The organism is Brevundimonas sp. UBA4553 (genome assembly GCF_002387245.1).
In the GTDB taxonomy this organism is placed as follows: domain Bacteria; phylum Pseudomonadota; class Alphaproteobacteria; order Caulobacterales; family Caulobacteraceae; genus Brevundimonas.
Map to the genome: position 1 here is coordinate 65,137 of NZ_DGLD01000004.1, position 19,713 is coordinate 84,849.

Consider the following 19,713-nt stretch of genomic DNA (forward strand, 5'->3'; position numbering starts at 1 on the left):
CGCTTTCGCGACAGTCAGAAGGAGCCGAAGGGTTTTTTGCGCCAGAACCAAATCGCTGTCGCTTCAGCAACGTGTTGACGGTAATCACCCGGCACGACTTAAGCCTCATCGGTGTTCAAGATGATTTTCAGCCGCGTTCTGGCTCCGACCCTGGCGTTCGCCCTTCTGGCTGGCGCGGCTCTTCCGGCCATGGCCCAGCAGGCGGCCCAGCCTGTCGCGGCGCCCGTAGCCGCCGCCGAGCGCGCGGCCCCGGCTCTGGTCGTGACCCTGGTGATCGATCAGTTCAGCGCCAACCTGTTCAACCAATATCGCGGCCAGTTCACCGGCGGGCTGAAGACCCTGGCCGATCAGGGCATGGTGTCGATCAACGGCTATCAGACCCACGGCGTCACCGTGACCTGCGCCGGACACTCGACCGTGCTGACCGGCATGCACCCCGCGCACAGCGGCATTCCCGCCAACGACTGGATCGACACCACGACGGGCGAAGAGACCTATTGCCTGGCGGCGCCGCAGAACACGCTGGCGCACGGCAAGAACACCGACAACGGCCCGGTCGGCCCGGACCAGTTGAAGGCCACGACGCTGGGCGACTGGCTGAAGGCGGTCAGTCCGCAGAGCCGCGTTTTCGGTATTTCGGGCAAGGATCGCGGGGCCATCAACCTGGCCGGGCACAAGGCCGACGGCGCCTTCTGGCTGACCGAGGGTTTCGGCTTCACCACCTATGTCGAGCCGGGCCAGTCGGCCGAGGCGAAGCTGGCGCCGGTGGCGGCGATCAATGCGCGGATGATCGACCGCTTCACGCGTCAGGCGCCGACCTGGACCTATAGCCACGACGCCTGCCGCCGTCTGGAGGGCCAGTGGGTCATCGGCGGCCAGACCTTCAACTCCACCGTGCCGCCGTCGAACTTCAGCCTCGACAGCTCGCCGATCCTGGATGAGCTGACGCTGGAGGGCGCCGCCGAGCTGCTCGATAATCAGCAACTGGGCCGTCGCGGCGTCACCGACATGCTGGGCGTCAGCCTGTCGGCCACCGACCGGATCGGTCACGGCTATGGCACGCAGGGCCCCGAGATGTGCGAGCAGATGCTGCGTCTCGACGCGGCTCTGGGCGTCTTCCTCGACAAGCTGTCGACCATCCCGGGCGGGGCTGTCGTGGTGCTGACCGCCGACCATGGCGGTTCAGACTTCCCCGAGCGCTCCTCGGTCGAGGGCTATCCGGCGGCGGGGCGGGTGGATCGCAACCTGACGCCGCGCGTCAATGACGCCCTGAAGGCCCGCTTCAACCTGACCGCCAATCCTCTGGTGTCTTCGGCGGGCGGTCTGATCGTGGTCGACGGGGACAGGAAGTCGCTGGCCGAGCCGCTGCGCAGCCAGGTTGTGGCGGCGGCGGTCGAGCTGTTGAACGCCGAGCCGCAGGTGGCCCTGGCCGTGTCGCGCGACGAACTGCTGGCCGAGCCGCTGCCGGCCTCGGACAATCCCGAGAACCTGAGCCTGCGCCAGCGCCTGCGTCTGTCGGCGGTGGCCGAGCGCTCGCCCGACATCATGCGCGCCTATCAGCCCGGCCTGACCGGTTCCGGGCGCGTCGGGGCGACCATCTCCAGCCACGGCTCGCCCTGGGACTATGACCGTCGCGTGCCGATCATCTTCTGGTGGCCGGGCGCGGAGGGGCAGGAGCGCTTCCTGCCGATGCGCACCATCGACATCGCGCCGACCCTGGCTCACCTGATCGGGGTCAAGCCGACCGACGCCGTGGACGGCCGCTGCATGGACCTGCCGCAGTTCGCGACGGGGCGTTGCGAGGGCCAAAAGCCGTAACGTCGTGTTTCACGGCTCATAAACTCGTGTTTCGGGCCGGGGGCGTGGTCTTACGTCCCCGGCTTTTCGTTGGCACAAGGGTGCAAAGCCTCTGAGGGGAGGCTCGGCCTGTAGAGCCACGAGGAAACACTATGAACAGAGCCCGCCGCGCGCGCATCGTCGCGACCCTGGGGCCCGCAAGCCGCGCGCCCGCGACCGTCAAGGCGCTGGCCCAGGCCGGGGTGGACGTCTTCCGCCTGAACTTCAGCCACGGCTCGCATGAGGATCACGCGGCGGCGTTGAAGGCCGTGCGCGGCGCTGAGATGGCGCTGAAGCGTCCGCTGGGCGTGCTGGCTGACCTGCAGGGGCCCAAGCTGCGGCTGGGCCGGTTCGCCGACGTCGAGATCTCCATCAAGCCGGGCCACAAGATGCGGTTCGACCTGAACCCGGCGCCGGGCGACGAGACGCGGGTGCAGATGCCGCACCCGGAAATCTTCAAGGCCCTGCGCACCGGCATGCTGCTGCTGATCGACGACGGGCGCATCCGCCTGCGGGTGGGCGAGCGCAGCGACGAATGGGCCGACGTGACGGTCGAGAGCGGTTCGAAGCTGTCGGACCGCAAGGGCGTGGCGGTGCCGGAAGCCGTCATCCCGGTGTCAGCCCTGACGCCCAAGGACCGCGAGGACCTGGCGTTCGCGCTTCGTCTCGGCGTCGACTGGGTGGCGCTCAGCTTCGTGCAGAAGGCCGAGGACATGGCCGAGCTGAAGCGGATCGTGAACGGCAAGGCGGCCTGTCTGGCCAAGATCGAGAAGCCGCAGGCCCTGAACGATCTGGAGAGCATCCTCGACTACTGCGACGGCGTCATGGTCGCGCGCGGCGACCTGGGCGTCGAGATGGATCCGGAAGAAGTGCCGGTGGCCCAGAAGAAGATCCTGCGCGCAGCCCGTCAGCGCGGCGTGCCGGCCATCGTGGCGACCCAGATGCTGGAATCCATGACCAGTTCGCCCGCGCCGACGCGGGCCGAGGCGTCGGATGTGGCCAACGCCGTCTATGAGGGCGCCGACGCCCTGATGCTGTCGGCCGAGACAGCCTCGGGAGACTATCCGCTGGAGTCGGTGCAGATCATGAACCGGATCATGGAGCGGGTGGAGCAGGACCCTCTGTGGCCCGGCCTGATGGACGCTGAACACGCGGGCATGGACATCCACGACGTCGACGCCCTGGTGGCGGCGGCGAGGAAGGCGGCGGAGGCGGCCTCGACCGCCTGCATGGTGGTGTTCACCACGCTCGGCGGCACGGCGCGGCGGATGTCGCGCGAGCGGCCCCTGCAACCGGTTCTGGCCCTGACGCCCAAGCCCGAGACGGCGCGCCGCCTGGCCCTGGTCTGGGGACTGGAGCCGCGCCTCGGCGATCAGCCCTCGTCGCTGGAGGGGCTGACGGACGATGCGGTCGAAAGCGCCATGACCTACGGCCTGGCCGAAGCCGGTCAACGCATTCTGATCCTGGCCGGAACGCCTTTCGGCGCGCCGGGCGCTGCGAATCTGTTGCGTCTGGCCCATGCTCCGGCCCATGCTTCCGGCGGGGCGAAGCGCGCCCGCAAGACCTGACGGGACCGGATGATAAAATACATAGGCTCAAAGCGTGCGCTTCTGGGCCATGTCACGGGCGCGGTGCGCGCCGCCCTGCCGGACGGCGGGACGGTGTGCGACCTGTTCTCCGGCTCGGCCCGTGTCGGCCATGCCCTGAAGGGGCAGGGGTTCCGCGTCTGGTCCAATGATCACAACGCCTACGCCCACACCCTGGCCACGGCCTATGTCCAGGCCGACCGCGAACGCTGGGAGACGCAGGCCCAGGTCGTCCTGACCGAGCTGAGGTCGGTGACGCCCGAGGCTGGCTGGTTCACCAAGGCCTTCTGCGAGGACGCCCGTTTCTTTCATCCCGACAACGGCGCCCGCATCGACGCCATGCGCACGCGCATCGAGGCCATGGGGCTGGAGCCCGAGCTGAAGGCCGTGGTTCTGGTGGCCCTGATGGAGGCGGCGGACCGGGTGGATTCCACGGCCGGTCTGCAGATGGCCTATATGAAGCGCTGGGCGCCGCGCGCGTTGAAGCCGCTGGAACTGCGTCTGCCGGACCTGCTGCCGGGCGTGGCGGCGGGGTCGTGCAGGGCCACCCAGGGCGACGCGGTGGAGATCGCCGATCAGGTCGAGGCCGACCTGGTCTATCTGGACCCGCCCTATAACCAGCACTCCTATCTGGCCAACTATCATTGCTGGGAAAGCCTGGTGTTGTGGGACAAGCCCGAGACCTATGGCGTGGCCAACAAGCGGGTGGACGTGCGGACCCGCAAGAGCCCGTTCAACAGCCGCCCGGGGATCGGTCCGGCCCTGCAATCCGTGGTCGAGCGGGTGAAGGCGCCCAACCTGATCGTCAGCTTCAACGACGAGGGGTATCTGTCGCGCGACGACCTGACGGCCATGCTGTCCGCCCGCGGTCACGTGCAGGTGGTGGAGATCGCCAGGCCCCGTTACGTCGGCGCCCGCATCGGCATCCATAACCCCAAGGGCGAGAAGGTCGGGGCCGTCGGGCGGCTGCGCAATGTCGAGCATCTGTTCGTCGTGACGCAAAAGCCACTGAGCCTGCCGGTCGCCGCCTGAGGCGGAACCATCCCGCGTCGGTCAGGTTACCGGTGGCATGAGCGCCTCCACCGATCGTTCTTCCGCCCCGCCCTCCGACCAACGCCGACGCTCGTCGGGGGGATTGCCCAACTGGCTGCTGTTCACGCTGGTGGCGGCGGTCGTGGTGATCCTGGGCCTGTTGGTGGCGGGCGCGACCAGCGGCTAGGCGTCTGCGAGCAGGGCCCGGATCGGCGCCCAACTGCGGCGGTGCGCCGGGCAGGGGCCCAGCGTCGTCAGCGCCGACTGGTGGATGGGGGCGTTGTAACCCTTGTGGCTGGCGAAGCCGTAGCCCGGATAGGTCGCATCCATTTCGATCATCAGCCGATCGCGCGCCGTCTTGGCCAGGATCGACGCCGCCGCGATGGACAGGGAGCGACTGTCGCCCTTGACCACGGGCGTGACGGCGCAGGGCAGCTTGAAGCGGTAGTTGCCGTCCACCAGGGCGTGAACCGGCGGATGGGCCAGCGCCTCGACCGCGCGGCGCATGGCCAGGCCGGTGGCGTGCAGGATGTTCAGTTCGTCGATCTCCTCGACCGAGGCGAAGCCGACGCTCCAGGCCAGGGCGCGGGCCTTGATCTCAGGCTCCAGCGCGGCGCGGCGCTTTTCCGTCAGGGCCTTGGAGTCGTCGATGCCGGACGGCAGGTCGTCAGGGTTCAGGATCACCGCCGCCGCCGATACCGGCCCGGCCCAGGGACCACGCCCGGCCTCGTCCACGCCGCAGACGTGGCCCTTCCAGGTCGCGCGCGCCTCCAGCTCCAGCATTAGGTTGGGGAAGGGGCGGTCGATTTTGGGGGCGGCGGGTTTGCGCGGGCTCATGGCGCGTCAGTGCCACGAACGGGCGCGGGGCGGAAGGTGGTCGCTCCGGGAGGCAGACGCGCTGAATAGCGGCAAAGGGTGACAAGCGGAGCTAGGCTTCAGTGCCGAGAGCGGACGCCCCTCCAAAGTCAGCTAGGGGGCGGGCGCTACGTCGCTAACCGCCATGCGAGTGCGGCCAGCGGGGGAAGTGCCGCGAAGATCAGCACCCAAACGTAGTGGTATCCTTCAGCTCGGTCAGCATGATCCTCGTGCCGAGCGCGTTGGTCTTCTTTATACGCCCAGGAAGGAACAGTCCGTTGGTCGTCACCAGAAGATGGCGCGGGCGACGCGTTGAACTCTTCCATAAGCTTACGGCCCTTCGCTCTAAAACCACACTGAACGTAGCTGAAGGCACCAATGTCCGCCATTGGGCGAACGCTGACTCATGCTCAACGTTCGCAATCAGACCTTGGCGATCGTGCCCGACCCGCCCGCCTCGCCCACCTCTCCGTGCCGGAAACACGTCGTCTGGTGGTCGTTGACCATGCCGACCGCCTGCATGAAGGCGTAGGTGATGACCGGGCCGCAGAATTTGAAGCCGCGCGCCTTCAGGGCCTTGGCCATGGCGACGCTTCGCGGCGTCTGGGTCGGGGCTTCGCGGAAATGGTCCCACTGATTCACCAGCGGCTGGCCGTCGACGAAGGACCAGAGCCAGGCCGAGAAGTCCTCGCCGTTGTCTCTCATCTCCAGCCAGATGCGGGCGCCGTTGATGGCGGCCTCGATCTTGGCGCGTGAGCGGATGATGCGAGGATCGGCCAGCAGGCGGGCGCGGTCGGCGTCGTCGTAGCGGGCGATGATCTCGGGGTCGAAGCCGTGGAAGGCGTCGCGCATCCCCTCGCGCTTTCTCAGGATGGTGATCCAGGCCAGCCCGGCCTGGAAGCCGTCCAGCACCAGCTTCTCCCACAGGGCGCGTGGATCGTACTCGGGCACGCCCCATTCCTCGTCGTGATAGGCGATGTAGAGCGGGTCGGTCGTCCCGCACCAGCCGCAGCGGCCTTCGGCTTTCTCGGAGTCGGTCATGGAGCGATGTTGCTGGAATGTTCTGGTGAGGCAAGCGAAAAGGCCCGGCGTCGCCACCGGGCCTCCTCATGGCCGAAGGGAGAGCCGGAAGATCCGGTCAGGCGGCCTTGGCGACGGCGCCGGCGATGACGGCGGCGGGCTGGGCCTGGCCGAAGGTGGGGATGGTCTGGACGGCCGTGGTGATCAGCAGGGCGCCGCAGAGGCCGAGGGCGAAGCCCGAGAAGCGGTTGGCGATCGAGGAATAGAAATTGAACATGGGTCTGGTCCTGAAAACGAGATGAAGGGTTCAGCGGGCGGCGACGGAGGCGGCGGGGGCGTCTAGCCAGGCGGCGGCCTGGCTGGGGCCGGGGAGGGCCATGACGGCGAGGCTGATCAGCAGGGCGCCGCAGACGCCCAGGGCGAAGTCGGAGACGTGTTTGGCCGCTTGGCCCATGCGGTTGGCGCAGGTCATTGGTTAATCCTCTGAATGTCGGTGTGTTTTTCGAGTTTGGCGGGCGTCAGGCCTCGCCAGAAGCTAGGGTCGGATCACTGAACGAATATGGCTTCGATCGGTCGGCCGAAGAGGCGGGAGATGCGGAAGGCCAGAGGCAGGGAGGGGTCGTAGCGGCCCTTTTCCAGCGCCTGGACGGTTTGACGGGAGACGCCGAGCTGTTCGGCGAGGTCGGCCTGGGTCCAGTTGCGCTCGGCGCGGAAGACCTTGAGGCGGTTCACGAACTCGCTGGTCATCGGCGGGCCATCCACCAGCCGCACCAGGCGATACCGTAGCCGACGGCCTGGGCGGCGAAGACGCCGAGGACGCCGCCGGCGACCAGGGCCGCGTCCGAGCGCTGCACGAAGGCCGGCAGCAGGTTCACGTCCATCAGCGTGGCGGCCACGACGCCGGCGCCGCCGACGACCAGACCCGTATTGCCGCCCCACCACCAGGCCCACTTGTGGGCTTCCTGGGCGGCTTCATCGAGGGCGCGCCACCAGTAGAGGCTGTGGATGGCGGAGAAGACGGCGACGGCGGCGGCCAGCAGGACCACGCCCAGTTGCGGTGCGCTGCCCAGTTGGGCGGGCCAGAAGGGCGTGGCGACGGTCAGGCCGGACGAGACGACCACCAGAGCGCACAGGCCCACGGTCAGGTCGTCCATCTTCTTCTTGTTAGCGGCGGCGGTCTTCGTGGCGGCGTTCATGACAAGCTCCCCTGTCGTTGTGACAAGTAAACTTTACCAGCGTCGCGCGTTGCGTCAAGCGACTTTTACATCATGACAAGCAGATTTTCCGTTTTGTCGAAATTAGCCTTGAAAATCAGGAATCCAGTCGGGCTTTTCGACGCGCGCAGGACGACCATCGACGCTCAGATCGCCCTCCAGACGGTCCAGACGCATCAGGGCGATGGCGCGGCCGTCGGCGCCGGTCATGACCTCGCCGGCGCGAAGTTCGCCGTTCAGCACCTCCGCGCCGCGCTCGGGCGCTGGGCCGTCGAAGGCGATGGCCATCATGCGGTTCTTGATCGTGCCGCGCCGCTTCATCCGCGAGGTCGTTTCCTGACCGATGAAGCAGCCCTTGTGGAAGTCGATGCCGTTCAGCAGGTCGAAGTCGGCCTCGATCGGATAGGTCTTGTCCAGCAGCGTGTCCGCCGTGGGATCGGGCACGCCGAGGGCCAGGCGGTGCGCCTGCCAGTCGGCCTCGGTCGCGTCGGTTTCGCACTGATCGCCCCAGCGGCGGCCGCCGAGGGCAGGCAGGCGGGGATCGGGGACGAAGCCCTCTGGCGCTTCATTCCACGCCACGAAGACCGCGTCGGGGATGGGCATGACCTCGACGTTGGAGCGGAGCCTGTACATCGAAAGCCGCTGGACCAGGGCGTCGCGACGCTCGGCCGCCACGTCCAGCACCACGCCGTTTTCCTCACCCCAGAGGAAGAGGTCGAACAGCAGGCGGCCGGGCGGCGACAGCAGGGCGCCGAAGCGCAGGGCGCCGGGCTCCAGCGTCTCCACGTCCTGGGTCAGCAGGTTGTGCAGGAAGGGACGGGCGTCAGGGCCGGTGACGCGGATCAGGGCGCGGCTGTCGAGGCGGGCGATGGACATACCGCCAAGATAGGGAGGGGGAGGCGGCTACACCACCGCATACCGCGCCGTCACGCCGTCGGGCTGGAAGTCATGCTCGTCGAGCTTGTCCAGAGAGGCGAGGACGCGGGCGATGAAGTCCTCGGGATCGCCGTCTTCGATTGCGGGACGCAGCCAGTCGGTGACGACGGCGCGGGCGGGGTAGGTCCCGACCGGGCCGGGGACGCTGAGGGCGACCTCGACCCCCTCGGCGATCCAGCCGGCGACGGTGGCGAAGAAGTCCATGCCGGCGAGGAAGTCGGAGCGGCGCACGACATAGAGGGTGATCTCGCCGCGATCGACGCCGTCGGGGCGGATGATGACGCCGCTACAGTCTGGCCGCCAGTCGTCGGACAGCTCGACCGCCCGCCACAGGCAGAACCAGACGCGACAGGTCTGGGGCCGGATTTCGTGGACCGAGCAGCCGGCCCCGTCGACGCAGTAGCCGCACAGCGCGCCCGTCGGCTTGGCCAGTTCGGGCAGGTTCAGCGGGATCACGCGACAGCATTCGACGCAGCCGCCGCAGGACCGGTCGGGAAGGAGGGACAGGCTCATGGCGCCGCCTTAGCGCATCAGGAGGCAAAAGCGCAGACCTCGCCGACGAGGGGGTCTTGCGTTCGTATCATTATGTAGAATAACTTTTGACATAATGAGAACGGCGCTCAAGCCGAAACGCAGTCGGGAAACGCATCCAGTGAGACACGTCTTCGCCATTTCGTTCGTAGCCCTCGCCGCCATGGCGGGGCCCAGCCTTCATGCCGGCGCCGCGCAGGCCGAGGTCATTCGCGCCAACACGCCCGCCGTCGGCCTGACCATCGACCGCATCGGCGCCCTGCCGGACGCGGAGCGTGGCGCCTGGGCCGACTATCTGGCGCGCTCGCAGGCCCAGCATCTGGCCGACCGCGCCGCCCTGGCCGCCGAACTGCCGGCGGGCGGGACCCCGCCCCCGCCGCCGCTGGCCATTCGCGGCAACAGCTCGCACATGCCGCTGGATCGCCCGGCCGAATGGTATGGCTCGGCCGAGGCCCGTGCTGTCGCCGACGCGGTGGTCAGCTTCCAGACCCCGGCCGGCGGCTGGAGCAAGAACCAGGATCGCAGCATCAAGCGCCTGCCGGGCCAGCGCTTCTCCAACGACGCCGAGACGATGGAGCAGAACCCGGCCAATTTCGACGCTCCGGCGGATCGGTTCTGGACCTTTGTCGGCACGCTCGACAACAACGCGACCTGGACCGAGATGCGTTATCTGGCCAAGGTCGCGGCCCAGGCGCCTGGACGTGAGGGCGACGCCTGGCGCGCCAGCGTCATCAAAGGCGTCCACTATCTGCTGAACGCCCAATACCCCAACGGCGGCTGGCCGCAGATCTGGCCGCTGGAGGGCGGGTTCCACGATTCCATCACCTTCAACGACAACGCCGTGGCCGAGGCCGCCATGGTGCTGCGCGACGTGGCCAACGGCGCGGAAGGCTTTGGCTTCGTATCGCCCGAGCTGGAAGCCCGCGCCGCCGAAGCGGTGAAAAAGGCCATCGACGTCACCCTGGCCGCCCAGGTCCGCAAGGGCGACCAGCTTCAGGGCTGGCCCCAGCAGGTCGAACCCATGCGTCTGGTTCCGACCAGCGCCCGCAACTATGAGCCGCGTTCGGTCGCCAGCGGCGAGACCACGGACATTCTCGAGTTCCTGATGGCCGAGCCCAACCCCTCGCCCGAGGTCAAGGCGGCGATCCGCGGCGGCGTGGCTTGGCTGGAATCCGTGCGCGTCTATGACAAGTCGTTCGAGATGACCGACGACGGCCGCAAGCTGATCGACAAGCCTGGCGCCGGCCCCCTGTGGTCGCGCAACTATGATCTGGTCACCGGTCGCCCGATCTTCGGCGACAAGGATCAGAGCATCCACGACGACGTCAACGGCATCTCGGTCGGTCGTCGCAACGGCTATTCATGGTGGCTGGCGGCGCCCCAGCGCGCCCTGGACCTCTATGCGACCTGGTCGGCGACGCACTCCTGACGGCCTGCCTTGCGAGACCGTCGCTCCGGTCTGGAGCGGCGGTCCCGCTCGCCACGGGCGATGAGGCTAGAACCAGCGGCCGGCGGCCAGCCCGACGGCCGTGATGGCCATTCCGCCGACAAGTCCGACGGCATAGAGGCAGATGATGACGACCAAGGCCTTGGCGATACCGCCGCCCGTCGTCTTGTACCAGCGCCCCTTGCCCATACGGAGCAGCGTCATGACGCCCAGCACCCACATGACCAGGGACGCAAGCAGGGCGAGCCATCCCTGACCGTAGAGGAACCAGGAGATCGGCAGGACGGGCAGGGTCCAGGCGTTGAGATAGGCGAAGCCGGCGCGGAACCCGCGACGCCAGCCCAGATCCTCGGCGTCCCACCATCGAAACAGGGGGGCGGTCACAAAGGCGTAGAGCGTCGCCAGGACGGGCACCATGATCAACGTCATCCAGCCGTCAGCGTCGGCCAGGAAGGCGTCGTGGCTCTTGCCCGAGGCCTCGATCAGCGGGTTCAGCATTTCGGCCGGCAGCGTGGCCACCATGTGACCCGAGCCGCCGCTGACGAAGAGCACCAGCATCAGGATCGCGTTGAGGGCCAGATAGAGACGCAGAGGCCGCGTATAGAGCCCGCCGCCGGTCGGGCCCAGGACCATCCAGCTCTCAAGCACCTGGCGCGGGCGAACCAGCAGGTCCCGCGCCGTGCGCAGGTCCACGGAGCCAAAGCCAAGGGTGTCTTCGGACAACTCGCCGACCGTCTGTGACCGCGTCGGCTTGGCTGGCTGTTCCTGTTCGCTCATGAGATCCCCGCTTCCCGGATGAGGGATCGCATCGCACCCGTCACAGCGCAAGGCGTCTCCGCCATCAGGCCAGCAGCCAGCCGGTGGCCAGGACAACGGCGGTCGAAACGGTGAACGTGCCGACGGCCCACAGACTCGCACGCCAGCCGGTCATTCGGTCCAGTCGCATCAGCCAGCGGCGCTGGACGAAGAGGTACCAGACCGTGGTGACAGCGATCACCGCCAGCCCGAGCAGAGTGGAGGTGTCATTGGGATAGCGGATGCCGACATTGCCGAGGCTGACGAGCATGGTGGTCGCGCCCGACAGGTAGCATTGAGCGAAAAAGGGCGGGCGTAGCGTCTCGCGGTCGATCCGCTTCTTTTCCAGCTTGAGGGAAAGCCAGGCGAAGGCCAGAGCGTGGAGGCTGAACAGCAGGGCGCGAAAGGCCAGCAGGGTCTGGTCGTTGCGGATGATGTCTTGCCCCAACCGCGAATGGGACGTCTCCACCCCCAGGCCCAAGGCCAGTTCCAGCCCGTGGGCGAGCAGCAGGCTGAGCACCAGAAACAGGGGCGGGCTCAGGGTCTCCAGATACTGCTTGTCGGGCTTGTCGCGCTGCTCCCCATCGGAATAGCGCATGGTGCCGAGCGGCCGGGTCAGGGTCATCCATAAGGTGCGTGGGTAGAAGAGCAGCCAGGACATGACTTCGTAGAGCAGCTCTTCTACGGATCGCAGGATGGTCAGCACGTTCATGGTCGGCCCCCTCAGCGTCGGTAAGGCTAGCAGACCGCGAGCCGATCCGCAGCGGGGCGGTCGAACTTCATGCACTGAACTGACGCGACTTCGCATCGCCGCTGAATTCCGTAGAGAATCCCTCTAGGGTCGCCCGATGCATGGGCGGTTCCCGATCCTCTATATCGCCGAGGCGGACGCTGAAGAGGCGGTCCTCTCGTCGGGGGCGCTCGCCCATCTGGTCGAAGCCATCCCGCACGCCAACTTCACCATCGTCGGATCGCCGGCCAGCGCGCCGCTGTTTTCGGACACGCCAAGGCTCGAGCGGCTGATTGTTCTGGACCGCGACGGGCGCTGGGACTGGATCGCCCTGTGGAACCAGGTGCGCGAGACCAACTGGGGGCTGGTGGTCGACATGCGGGGCTCGACCTTGTCGGGCAAGCTGCGTCGTCAGAAGCGGGCGGTGAAGAGCAAGGTCCTGCCGGACGTCCATCTGGTCGAGCAGGCGGCGCGGGTGCTGCAACTGGACGAAATCCCGGCGCCGAAGCTGTTCGTCGGACGCGACACGCAGGAGGCCGCCGACGCATTGATCCCGGCGGGCGAAGGCCCGATCCTGGCCATCGGCCCGGGCGTGGACTGGATCGGCAAGCGCTGGCCCGCGGACCGTTACGCCAAGGTGGCCCTGTCGCTTCTGGGCGAGGGTGGGCCTCTGGCCGGGGGACGGCTGATGATCGTCGGCGAGGAGGCGGACCGTGACGCGGCCCACTCGATCCGCTTCGCCGTCAAGCGCGAGCGGGTGATCGAGTTGCAAGGGCGTCTGACGCGATTGCAGACGGTGGCGGCCCTGTCGCGGGCCGACTTCTACATCGGCGGGGATTCGCTGTGGACGCAGCTGGCGGTGGCGGCGGGCGTGCCGGCGGCGGGGGTGTTCGGTCCCTCCGACGAGGTGCTGCGTCGTCCCTGGACCGGGGTGGCGGTGCGCGGGCCGCGCAGCCTGCAGGAGTTCATCGACCTGGATCCGCGCCTGAACCAGCACATCCAGCACATGATGGACCTGCCCTATGAGCGGGTGCTGAAGGCGTCGAAGAAGCTGCTGGCGCAACTGGCCGATTGACCTTTCCGGAATGGGGGAGGGGTTCCCCCTGGGGCCTCAGGCGCGCATAAGCGCTCGACCTCAGGAGATGCGCCGATGACCCAGACCTATGACCTGATCGTGCGGGGCGGCGAAGTCGCCAACCACGCCGGACGCGGCAAGGCCGACGTCGGCGTCATCGACGGCCGCATCGCCTTCATCGGCGACCTGAGCCAGGCCTCGGCCGGAGAGGTGTTCGACGCCACCGGCCTGACCGTCTTGCCGGGCGTCATCGACACCCAGGTCCATTTCCGCGAGCCGGGTCTGGAATGGAAGGAAGACCTGGAGACCGGCAGTCGCGCGGCGGCCCTGGGCGGCGTCGTCGCCGTGTTCGAGATGCCGAACACCAACCCGAACACCACCGATCCGGAAACCATGGCCGACAAGCTGGTCCGGGCCAACAACCGGATGTGGACGGACCACGCCTTCTACGTCGGTGGCACGCACGAAAATGCGGACCATCTGGGCGAACTGGAGCGCCTGCCGGGCTGCTGCGGGGTCAAGGTCTTCATGGGCGCCTCGACCGGGGACCTGCTGATCGCCGACGATGAGGGGGTGCGCAAGGTCCTGTCGAACGTGCGCCGCCGCGCCACCTTCCACTCCGAGGACGAATATCGACTGGTCGAGCGCCGCAGCCTGGCCCGCACCGGCGACTGGACCAGTCACCCCGAGGTCCGCGACGCCGAAAGCGCCATCATGTCCACCCGCCGTCTGGTCGGACTGGCCAAGGAGACCGGCGCTCGCATCCATGTCCTGCACGTCACGACGAAGGACGAGATGGAGTTCCTGCGCTTCCACAAGGATGTCGCCACCGTCGAGATCACGCCGCAGCACCTGACCCTGGTGGCGCCCGAGGCCTATGAGCGTCTGGGCGCCTATGCCCAGATGAACCCGCCGATCCGGTCGCAGGAGCACGTCGACGCCCTGTGGCTATGGGGGATGCAGCAGGGCGTGGCCGATGTGCTGGGCTCGGACCACGCGCCGCACACGAAGGAAGAGAAGTCCAAGCCCTATCCGGCCTCGCCGTCGGGCATGCCGGGGGTGCAGACCCTGGTGCCGTTGATGCTGACGCACGTCGCCAACGGTCGCCTGTCGCTGGAGCGCTTCATCGACCTGACCTCGGGCGGGGCGCAGCGGGTGTTCGGCACGGCCAACAAGGGGCGGATGGCCGTCAGCTATGACGCCGATCTGACCATCGTCGATCTGAAGGCCAAAAAGACCATTACCCATGACCAGCAGGCCAGCCGCTGCGGCTGGACGCCTTTCGACGGCTTCGAGACGATGGGCTGGCCGGTGGCCACCATCGTGCGCGGCCGCGTGGTGATGAAGGACGGCGAACTGATCGGTCAGGCGCACGGCCAGCCAGTGCGGTTCCAGGAGACGCTGGCGGGGTGAGCAGCCCCAAACCCCAGCTTGGCTTGATCGGCTTCGGCGCCTTCGGGCGGTTGACGGCCCGGCATCTGTCGCCCTGGTTCGACATCCTGGCCCATGATCCGGCGGTCAGCGACGGCGAGGGGCTGGCGCGGATGACGACGCTGGAGGAGGCCGCCGCCTGTCCGGTGGTGGTGCTGGCCGTGCCGGTCGGCGTGCTGGCGGAAACCGTCGCGGCCGTCGCGCCGCACGTGGCGCGGGGTGCCCTGATCCTCGATGTCGGGTCGGTGAAGGTGAAGCCGGCGCGGGTCATGCTGGAGGGGTTGCCCGAAGGTGTGAGCATCGTCGGCACCCACCCCCTGTTCGGCCCCCAGAGCGGCAAGGACGGCATCGCCGGGTTGCGCATCGCCGTCTGTCCTGTGCGCGGCGACAAGGCGGCGTGGCGCGTGGCCGCCTTCTGTCGCAAGGCGCTGGGCCTGAAGGTCTTTGTCGTCACGCCCGAGGATCACGACCGCGAGGCGGCGACGGTGCAGGGCCTGACCCACCTGATCGCCAAGGTGCTGCTGGCCATGGAGCCGTTGCCGACGCGCATGACCACGACCAGCTTCGAGCGGGTCATGCAGGGGGTGGACATGGTCCGCCACGACAGCGCGGCGGTGTTTCGCGCCATCGAACACGATAACCCCTATGCGGCCGAGGTGCGGCGGCGGTTCTTCGATCTGGCGGAAGAGGCGAGGGCGGAGCTGGACGGTTGAACCTCCGCCCTGGCTGTCAGGGCGAAGGACCTACTTCAGAATGAAATCCGCCACGGCCTCGACCACGCCGGGCGCCAGCGGCAGGGCCGGGGCGAGGTAGGTCGCGACGTTGGCGGCGCGTTCTGACGGTGCTGTCTTCAGGACGTGGTTGACGCCCTCCCAGACCACCAGCTGTGCGCGGGGCTGGGCGGCCTTGAGCGCCTCGGCGTCGGTCAGCGTCACCTGCAGGTCCGTGGTCCCCTGTCCGATGAAGACCGGCCCGTCATAGGAGGCCGCCAGACGGGTTGGGTCCAGGGCCAGCCAGGAGATCAGATAGGGCTGGACCGAAGGGCGGAACAGGGCGGCCAGTTCGACCGGAGGGTCTGCAACGGTGCGGCCGGCCTCCAACTCGCTGACGACCTCGCTGGCGCGGGTCTTGAGCGGCTCGGGCAGGGCCGTCATCTGCTCGCGCAGCACGACACCGGCCGGGCGTCCGGCGCCGGACAGCAGGACCAGGCCGCAGATCTTGCCATCGTCATCGTCATCGGCGGCGGCGGCCAGGGCGACCAGCGCGCCCTCGCTGTGGCCGATCAGCCAGGCGCAGGGGCGGCCTGTCTTCGCCGCCGCCTCGACCGCCCAGGCCCGCGCGTCGTCCACATAGGCGTCGAAGCGCAGGTCGACCTCGGCGGGCCCCGCGGCCGCGCTTTCGCCGATTCCACGCTTGTCGATGCGGATCGTCGCCACGCCGCGCGCGGCCAGACCTTCGGCCAGCAGGCGATAGGAGGCGGCGCGGATGGCGAACTGGGCGCTGTTTCCGTCGCGGTCGGTCGGGCCGGAGCCGGGCAGGATGACAGCGGCTGCGCGCGGTTGGCCTTCGGGCGCCAGCAAGGTTCCGTGCAGGGGCGCGGGGCTGGCGGCCAGTTCGACCGGCGTGGAAACCGGCGAGAGCAGCAGGGCGGCGGCGAGGGTCAACATGGTCGTCTCCGTCTTGATTGAGGGCTCAGAAGGGCTGTCGATCGGGGTCGGCGCGCCAGACGCGCCAGCTTTCGAACACCGACCATGCGGCGGCGATCAGGACGCCGATGATCAGCAGGCTGAAGCCCAGCGGCGGGGCGATAAAGGGGCTCGCGATCAGACCGGCCGCGCCCAGCCAGAACATCAGCCGGCCAGCCAGGCGGTTGGAGCGGTCCCACGCCAGCCGCGACTTGTAAGCCCATGGCGTCTTCACGCCGACAAAGGGGTTGGGGCTGACGCGCCCGAGGGTTGCGCCCGTGATCAGCAGGATGAAGGCCAGGAAGGCCATGGCGGCGCCCGGATGGCTCCCGCCCGACGCCGCCGACGGGCCGAGGCTGGTCCAGGCGATGAAGGCGGACACCGCGCCGACGATGATGATCGACAACCATTGGCCGCGACGGAGCCCCTTGCGACGGATCGGCTCCGCGACCGACTCGGCCTGGCGTCCGATCATCCAGGCGGCCAGCAGGTTGAGCACGGCCAGGCCGGCCAGAACCACCGCCAACTCGTAGCGGCTGCCGTAACGATCGGCCTGTCCGGCGGCGTCGAAATGAAGGGGAATTGGCGTTTCCGGGCCATAGACGGCGATCCACGCCGCTCCCGTCAGCACAATGAGGGAGACGATGGCGGCGGTCGTGTCGGCCAGCGTTGGGGTCTTCATCAGGGCTCCTTCCCATCGGGTTTGCCTGTCCCGCTCAGGTCCATCAGGAAGGCCAGGGCCTCCTCGACCGCCGAGATCTCCAGCCGATAGCGAACCGACTGGCGCTCCCTCTCGGTGCTGACCAGTTCGGCCTCCCTCAGGGCGTTGAGGTGGCCGGTGACGGTGGGCCAACTCATGTCGAAGGCGGCGGCGATGTCGCCGGACGCCAGCGGCCCAGCTCTCAACATGGCGATGATGCGCCGCCGCACCGGATGGGAGAGGGCTTTGAACAGGCTGTTCATAGGAAGAAGGCTAATTAGGAATATTGCTAAATGCAACCCGTGTTCGTTGACGGACGGGGTCCGGGTGCGATGACGTCCTTTCCGGGATGACGGGGGCGGGCAGGCGGCCTATGGCTCGGCTTCGTTCTTCAGCGTGAGGCAGGCATGGAAATCCGCGATCAGATCGTTCTCATCACCGGCGGCGCGCGGGGCGTCGGGGCGGCTGCGGCCCGAGCGTTCGCCGGGCAGGGCGCGCGGGTCGTGATCAATTGGCGCGCCAGCGGCGAACAGGCGCAAGGCCTGGCGACCGAACTGGGCGAGCGGGTCATCGCCCTTCAGGCCGACGTGACCGACCGCGCGGCGGTCGAAGCCATGGTGGCGCAGGCCGAGGCGCATTTCGGCGGCGCGATCAGCACCGTGGTCAATAACGCTCTCGACTACAGCTTCAACGGCGATGCGCGGGCGCAGATGGCCGACATCCCGTGGGAGGACATGGCGCGCCAGTTCTCGACCGTGATCCACGGGGCGTTGAACGTCATCCAGGCCACGGCGCCCGGCATGAGCGGGCAGAAGTTCGGCCGGGTGGTCAACATCGGCACCAACCTGTTCCAGAATCCGGTCGTGCCCTATCACGACTACACCGCCGCCAAGGCCGCCCTGCTGAGCCTGACGCGGACGGCGGCGGGCGACCTGGGTCCGTCCGGGATCACGGTCAACATGGTGTCGGGCGGGTTGCTGCGCACCACGGACGCCAGTGCGGCGACGCCCGACGCGGTGTTCGATCTGATCGCCGGCATGACGCCGCTGCGCTCGGTGACCACGCCCCAGGAGTTCGCCGACGCGGTGCTGTTCTTCGCCTCGCCGTGGAGCCGGGCTGTGACGGGTCAGAACCTGGTGGTCGACGGCGGTCTGGTCCGCGACTAGGCGTTCGACCCGTTTCGCGGGCTCGCAAGCAGCCCTGTCGCTCAAGTCGCAATGGTTTCTGAAATCCTAATTCGGCATTCGTAGCCGCCCTCAGTACCTCTACCGAAGACGGCCGCATCAAGGCCCTCCCAAATAGTCGCGGGATGCTCCCGGCGTCATCATGCGTCGGGAAGCTCCCGGATCATGAACTGGGACGGGCAAATGCAGGATACGGAAAACGTCAAACCGCTTCTGACCGAAGCAAAGCTGACCTCAGGCCAGGTGGAGGCGAGATCAGCGCCCACGGTGAAGGCGGCGGGGACGTTGAATGTACAGCCTGCGCGGGACGTCTATCTGAATCTGGACGCCGATACAGTCGTTCGCATCGAGCGGCTGGGCAATGACCTGCTGCTGACCGATGCAGAGGGCGAGGTGCTGAAGCTTCAGGGCTTCTTTGAAGGGGATACGCCCCGCCGCCTGTTCCTGGAGACGAATGACGACCGACTGCTTCTGGTGGAGACCGGCGGTCTGGTCTCCGACGGGCCGGTCGCGATGAGCGTCACGCCCCAGCCCGGGCTTTCGCCCTTCGCCAGCCTGACCGACGGCGGCGCAGAAGGGGTCATGGCGGGCGGCATGGGCGCCGGGGCGCTGATCGGCGGCGCTCTGGCTGTCGGCGCGCTCGCCGCGGTGGCGGGCGGCGGCGGTGGCGGCGGCTCCGACGGCGGCGACAACGAGCCGGCGGCGCCTCCCCCTGATACGACGCCGCCCGGCGCGCCGACCAACCTGGCGATCATCAACGGCGGCGCCGCGCTGACGGGCCGGGGCGAGCCCGGCGCGACAGTGACGCTGAGAAACCAAGCGGGCCAGAGTATTGGCTCGGGCAGGGTCGGCGACGACGGCGCCTTTACGATCAACCTGCTGCCGCCGCTGACGAACGGCGAAGTCGTCTCCGTCAGGCTGACCGATGCGGCGGGCAACGCGTCCGCCGCCAGCGACGTCACCGCGCCGGATACCACAGCCCCGTCGGCGCCCACGGATGTTCAGGTCGCCGAGGACGGTTCGGCCGTCACTGGCGAGGGAGAACCCGGGGCGACCGTGGTCGTGCGAGGGCCTGACGGCGGCGTGATCGGCACGGGTCAGGTCGGCCAGGACGGCAGTTTCACCATCCCGCTCACCCCGCCGCTGACAGGCGGTGAAAGCGTGTCGGTTCGCCAGGAAGATGCAGCCGGGAACCCTTCTGCGGAAACCACGGCCAATGCGCCGGATCTGATCTATCCGGGCGGCTCCGACGGCCTGGATGCGCCTGTGGTCCTGGTGCCGGAAGCCGTCGGCGGCGTGAACGGCCAGGAACGGGCTGACGGCGTTCAGGTCCGCATCGGCCTGACGCCGGGAACACAAGCCGGGGATCGGGTCCTGCTGACGGTCGGCGGCGCCGTGACGGCGACGTTCGAGCATGTCGTCACGGCCGGAGAGGCGGCGGCGAGGTCGGTCGAGATGGTCCTTCCGGCCACCTATGCCGACGGCGCCTATACGGTGTCGGCGGTCATCGACGACGGGAAGGGCCACGCCTCATCGCCGTCGGCGACCGTGGCCTTTGTCATCGACGGGTCGACGCCTTCACCGGTGATCACGACGGCGAACGGCGGCGGTCTGTCCGGGACGGCGGAGGCGGGGGCGACGATCGCCCTGCTGGAT

Annotated in this window: 23 protein-coding genes; 10 read left to right on the top strand and 13 right to left on the bottom strand. The window is 68.2% G+C overall.

The genetic code is table 11. From position 1 onward, the window contains the following. Nucleotides 1-120: 120 nt before the first annotated feature. The 4 genes from B4A39_RS04460 to B4A39_RS04475 all read left to right on the top strand — a co-directional run bounded on the left by B4A39_RS04460 (nucleotide 121) and on the right by B4A39_RS04475 (nucleotide 4,641). Complete coding sequence (locus tag B4A39_RS04460; RefSeq protein WP_292033774.1) at nucleotides 121-1,818, top strand: alkaline phosphatase family protein; 1,698 nt, start codon at nucleotides 121-123, stop codon at nucleotides 1,816-1,818. A gap of 131 nt (nucleotides 1,819-1,949) precedes the next feature. After that, nucleotides 1,950-3,404: a pyruvate kinase gene (gene pyk, locus B4A39_RS04465; protein WP_292033744.1), complete on the top strand. Its 1,455-nt coding sequence runs from the start codon at nucleotides 1,950-1,952 to the stop codon at nucleotides 3,402-3,404. 9 nt (nucleotides 3,405-3,413) lie between these two features. Further along, nucleotides 3,414-4,454: a DNA adenine methylase gene (locus tag B4A39_RS04470; RefSeq protein WP_292033745.1), complete on the top strand. Its 1,041-nt coding sequence runs from the start codon at nucleotides 3,414-3,416 to the stop codon at nucleotides 4,452-4,454. 37 nt (nucleotides 4,455-4,491) lie between these two features. Then, nucleotides 4,492-4,641 carry a hypothetical protein gene (locus tag B4A39_RS04475; RefSeq protein ID WP_292033746.1) on the top strand — a complete coding sequence of 50 codons (150 nt, stop codon included), beginning with the start codon at nucleotides 4,492-4,494 and terminating at the stop codon, nucleotides 4,639-4,641. On the opposite strand, the gene B4A39_RS04480 is transcribed toward B4A39_RS04475, so the two are convergent. The 8 genes from B4A39_RS04480 to B4A39_RS04515 all read right to left on the bottom strand — a co-directional run bounded on the left by B4A39_RS04480 (nucleotide 4,638) and on the right by B4A39_RS04515 (nucleotide 8,992). After that, entirely contained in the window at nucleotides 4,638-5,291 is a 654-nt protein-coding gene (locus B4A39_RS04480; protein WP_292033747.1) for a ribonuclease HII, read from the bottom strand. The genes B4A39_RS04475 and B4A39_RS04480 overlap by 4 nt on opposite strands. Nucleotides 5,292-5,732: 441 nt before the next feature. Beyond that, the gene (locus B4A39_RS04485) at nucleotides 5,733-6,350 is read right to left on the bottom strand and encodes a DNA-3-methyladenine glycosylase I (protein WP_292033748.1); all 618 of its coding nucleotides are present in this window, start codon (nucleotides 6,348-6,350) and stop codon (nucleotides 5,733-5,735) included. Between the two features lie 97 nt (nucleotides 6,351-6,447). Continuing rightward, nucleotides 6,448-6,606 (bottom strand): hypothetical protein, encoded by a 159-nt coding sequence (locus B4A39_RS04490; protein ID WP_292033749.1) that lies wholly within the window; start codon nucleotides 6,604-6,606, stop codon nucleotides 6,448-6,450. 30 nt (nucleotides 6,607-6,636) lie between these two features. Then, nucleotides 6,637-6,801 carry a hypothetical protein gene (locus B4A39_RS04495; protein WP_292033750.1) on the bottom strand — a complete coding sequence of 55 codons (165 nt, stop codon included), beginning with the start codon at nucleotides 6,799-6,801 and terminating at the stop codon, nucleotides 6,637-6,639. A gap of 74 nt (nucleotides 6,802-6,875) precedes the next feature. Then, nucleotides 6,876-7,076, bottom strand: a complete 201-nt coding sequence (locus B4A39_RS04500; RefSeq protein WP_292033751.1) for a helix-turn-helix transcriptional regulator — start codon at nucleotides 7,074-7,076, stop codon at nucleotides 6,876-6,878. Continuing rightward, complete coding sequence (locus tag B4A39_RS04505; RefSeq protein ID WP_292033753.1) at nucleotides 7,073-7,525, bottom strand: hypothetical protein; 453 nt, start codon at nucleotides 7,523-7,525, stop codon at nucleotides 7,073-7,075. The genes B4A39_RS04500 and B4A39_RS04505 overlap by 4 nt, the downstream gene beginning before the upstream one ends. Before the next feature lie 102 nt (nucleotides 7,526-7,627). Beyond that, entirely contained in the window at nucleotides 7,628-8,419 is a 792-nt protein-coding gene (locus B4A39_RS04510) for a YgfZ/GcvT domain-containing protein (protein WP_292033754.1), read from the bottom strand. A gap of 27 nt (nucleotides 8,420-8,446) precedes the next feature. Continuing rightward, entirely contained in the window at nucleotides 8,447-8,992 is a 546-nt protein-coding gene (locus B4A39_RS04515) for a hypothetical protein (RefSeq protein ID WP_292033755.1), read from the bottom strand. A 139-nt stretch (nucleotides 8,993-9,131) separates the two neighbouring features. Between B4A39_RS04515 and pelA the strand changes: the two genes are divergently transcribed. Further along, nucleotides 9,132-10,439, top strand: coding sequence for a pectate lyase (gene pelA, locus B4A39_RS04520; protein ID WP_292033756.1), 1,308 nt, complete (start codon nucleotides 9,132-9,134; stop codon nucleotides 10,437-10,439). Nucleotides 10,440-10,505: 66 nt separating this feature from the next. Here the strand turns inward: pelA and B4A39_RS04525 are convergent, their stop codons facing one another. Together B4A39_RS04525 and B4A39_RS04530 are read right to left on the bottom strand one after the other, a co-directional pair. Then, nucleotides 10,506-11,234: a hypothetical protein gene (locus B4A39_RS04525; protein ID WP_292033757.1), complete on the bottom strand. Its 729-nt coding sequence runs from the start codon at nucleotides 11,232-11,234 to the stop codon at nucleotides 10,506-10,508. Between the two features lie 64 nt (nucleotides 11,235-11,298). After that, nucleotides 11,299-11,964, bottom strand: coding sequence for a hypothetical protein (locus B4A39_RS04530; protein WP_292033758.1), 666 nt, complete (start codon nucleotides 11,962-11,964; stop codon nucleotides 11,299-11,301). Nucleotides 11,965-12,100: 136 nt separating this feature from the next. On the opposite strand from B4A39_RS04530, the gene B4A39_RS04535 reads away from it, so the two are divergent. From B4A39_RS04535 to B4A39_RS04545, 3 genes are all read left to right on the top strand, one after another. After that, nucleotides 12,101-13,057, top strand: coding sequence for a glycosyltransferase family 9 protein (locus B4A39_RS04535; protein WP_292033759.1), 957 nt, complete (start codon nucleotides 12,101-12,103; stop codon nucleotides 13,055-13,057). Between the two features lie 75 nt (nucleotides 13,058-13,132). Further along, complete coding sequence (locus B4A39_RS04540) at nucleotides 13,133-14,470, top strand: dihydroorotase (RefSeq protein WP_292033760.1); 1,338 nt, start codon at nucleotides 13,133-13,135, stop codon at nucleotides 14,468-14,470. Next, nucleotides 14,467-15,201: a prephenate dehydrogenase/arogenate dehydrogenase family protein gene (locus B4A39_RS04545; protein WP_292033761.1), complete on the top strand. Its 735-nt coding sequence runs from the start codon at nucleotides 14,467-14,469 to the stop codon at nucleotides 15,199-15,201. The genes B4A39_RS04540 and B4A39_RS04545 overlap by 4 nt, the downstream gene beginning before the upstream one ends. Before the next feature lie 30 nt (nucleotides 15,202-15,231). Here the strand turns inward: B4A39_RS04545 and B4A39_RS04550 are convergent, their stop codons facing one another. Genes B4A39_RS04550 through B4A39_RS04560 form a run of 3 tightly spaced genes read right to left on the bottom strand, consistent with a single transcriptional unit; the run spans nucleotide 15,232 to nucleotide 17,136 of the window. Then, entirely contained in the window at nucleotides 15,232-16,155 is a 924-nt protein-coding gene (locus tag B4A39_RS04550) for an alpha/beta hydrolase (RefSeq protein WP_292033763.1), read from the bottom strand. Nucleotides 16,156-16,180: 25 nt separating this feature from the next. Beyond that, nucleotides 16,181-16,855 carry an SdpI family protein gene (locus tag B4A39_RS04555; protein WP_292033765.1) on the bottom strand — a complete coding sequence of 225 codons (675 nt, stop codon included), beginning with the start codon at nucleotides 16,853-16,855 and terminating at the stop codon, nucleotides 16,181-16,183. Beyond that, on the bottom strand, nucleotides 16,855-17,136 hold the full coding sequence (locus B4A39_RS04560; RefSeq protein ID WP_292033766.1) for a metalloregulator ArsR/SmtB family transcription factor: 282 nt from the start codon (nucleotides 17,134-17,136) through the stop codon (nucleotides 16,855-16,857). The genes B4A39_RS04555 and B4A39_RS04560 overlap by 1 nt, the downstream gene beginning before the upstream one ends. 144 nt (nucleotides 17,137-17,280) lie before the next feature. On the opposite strand from B4A39_RS04560, the gene B4A39_RS04565 reads away from it, so the two are divergent. Next, complete coding sequence (locus B4A39_RS04565; protein WP_292033768.1) at nucleotides 17,281-18,039, top strand: 3-oxoacyl-ACP reductase; 759 nt, start codon at nucleotides 17,281-17,283, stop codon at nucleotides 18,037-18,039. A 201-nt stretch (nucleotides 18,040-18,240) separates the two neighbouring features. Beyond that, on the top strand, nucleotides 18,241-19,713 hold a 1,473-nt coding region (locus B4A39_RS04570), incomplete at its 3' end, for an Ig-like domain-containing protein (protein ID WP_292033770.1).

Bases quoted from the DNA above. Each gene is read 5' to 3' on its own strand.
- B4A39_RS04510 (WP_292033754.1), bottom strand. From the start codon at position 8,419: ATGTCCATCGCCCGCCTCGACAGCCGCGCCCTGATCCGCGTCACCGGC.
- B4A39_RS04515 (WP_292033755.1), bottom strand. From the start codon at position 8,992: ATGAGCCTGTCCCTCCTTCCCGACCGGTCCTGCGGCGGCTGCGTCGAA.
- B4A39_RS04470 (WP_292033745.1), top strand. From the start codon at position 3,414: ATGATAAAATACATAGGCTCAAAGCGTGCGCTTCTGGGCCATGTCACG.
- B4A39_RS04460 (WP_292033774.1), top strand. From the start codon at position 121: ATGATTTTCAGCCGCGTTCTGGCTCCGACCCTGGCGTTCGCCCTTCTG.
- B4A39_RS04530 (WP_292033758.1), bottom strand. From the start codon at position 11,964: ATGAACGTGCTGACCATCCTGCGATCCGTAGAAGAGCTGCTCTACGAA.
- B4A39_RS04540 (WP_292033760.1), top strand. From the start codon at position 13,133: ATGACCCAGACCTATGACCTGATCGTGCGGGGCGGCGAAGTCGCCAAC.
- B4A39_RS04560 (WP_292033766.1), bottom strand. From the start codon at position 17,136: ATGAACAGCCTGTTCAAAGCCCTCTCCCATCCGGTGCGGCGGCGCATC.
- B4A39_RS04565 (WP_292033768.1), top strand. From the start codon at position 17,281: ATGGAAATCCGCGATCAGATCGTTCTCATCACCGGCGGCGCGCGGGGC.
- B4A39_RS04495 (WP_292033750.1), bottom strand. From the start codon at position 6,801: ATGACCTGCGCCAACCGCATGGGCCAAGCGGCCAAACACGTCTCCGAC.
- B4A39_RS04550 (WP_292033763.1), bottom strand. From the start codon at position 16,155: ATGTTGACCCTCGCCGCCGCCCTGCTGCTCTCGCCGGTTTCCACGCCG.
- B4A39_RS04525 (WP_292033757.1), bottom strand. From the start codon at position 11,234: ATGAGCGAACAGGAACAGCCAGCCAAGCCGACGCGGTCACAGACGGTC.
- B4A39_RS04480 (WP_292033747.1), bottom strand. From the start codon at position 5,291: ATGAGCCCGCGCAAACCCGCCGCCCCCAAAATCGACCGCCCCTTCCCC.
- B4A39_RS04535 (WP_292033759.1), top strand. From the start codon at position 12,101: ATGCATGGGCGGTTCCCGATCCTCTATATCGCCGAGGCGGACGCTGAA.
- pyk (WP_292033744.1), top strand. From the start codon at position 1,950: ATGAACAGAGCCCGCCGCGCGCGCATCGTCGCGACCCTGGGGCCCGCA.
- B4A39_RS04555 (WP_292033765.1), bottom strand. From the start codon at position 16,855: ATGAAGACCCCAACGCTGGCCGACACGACCGCCGCCATCGTCTCCCTC.
- B4A39_RS04475 (WP_292033746.1), top strand. From the start codon at position 4,492: ATGAGCGCCTCCACCGATCGTTCTTCCGCCCCGCCCTCCGACCAACGC.
- B4A39_RS04490 (WP_292033749.1), bottom strand. From the start codon at position 6,606: ATGTTCAATTTCTATTCCTCGATCGCCAACCGCTTCTCGGGCTTCGCC.
- B4A39_RS04505 (WP_292033753.1), bottom strand. From the start codon at position 7,525: ATGAACGCCGCCACGAAGACCGCCGCCGCTAACAAGAAGAAGATGGAC.
- B4A39_RS04485 (WP_292033748.1), bottom strand. From the start codon at position 6,350: ATGACCGACTCCGAGAAAGCCGAAGGCCGCTGCGGCTGGTGCGGGACG.
- B4A39_RS04500 (WP_292033751.1), bottom strand. From the start codon at position 7,076: ATGACCAGCGAGTTCGTGAACCGCCTCAAGGTCTTCCGCGCCGAGCGC.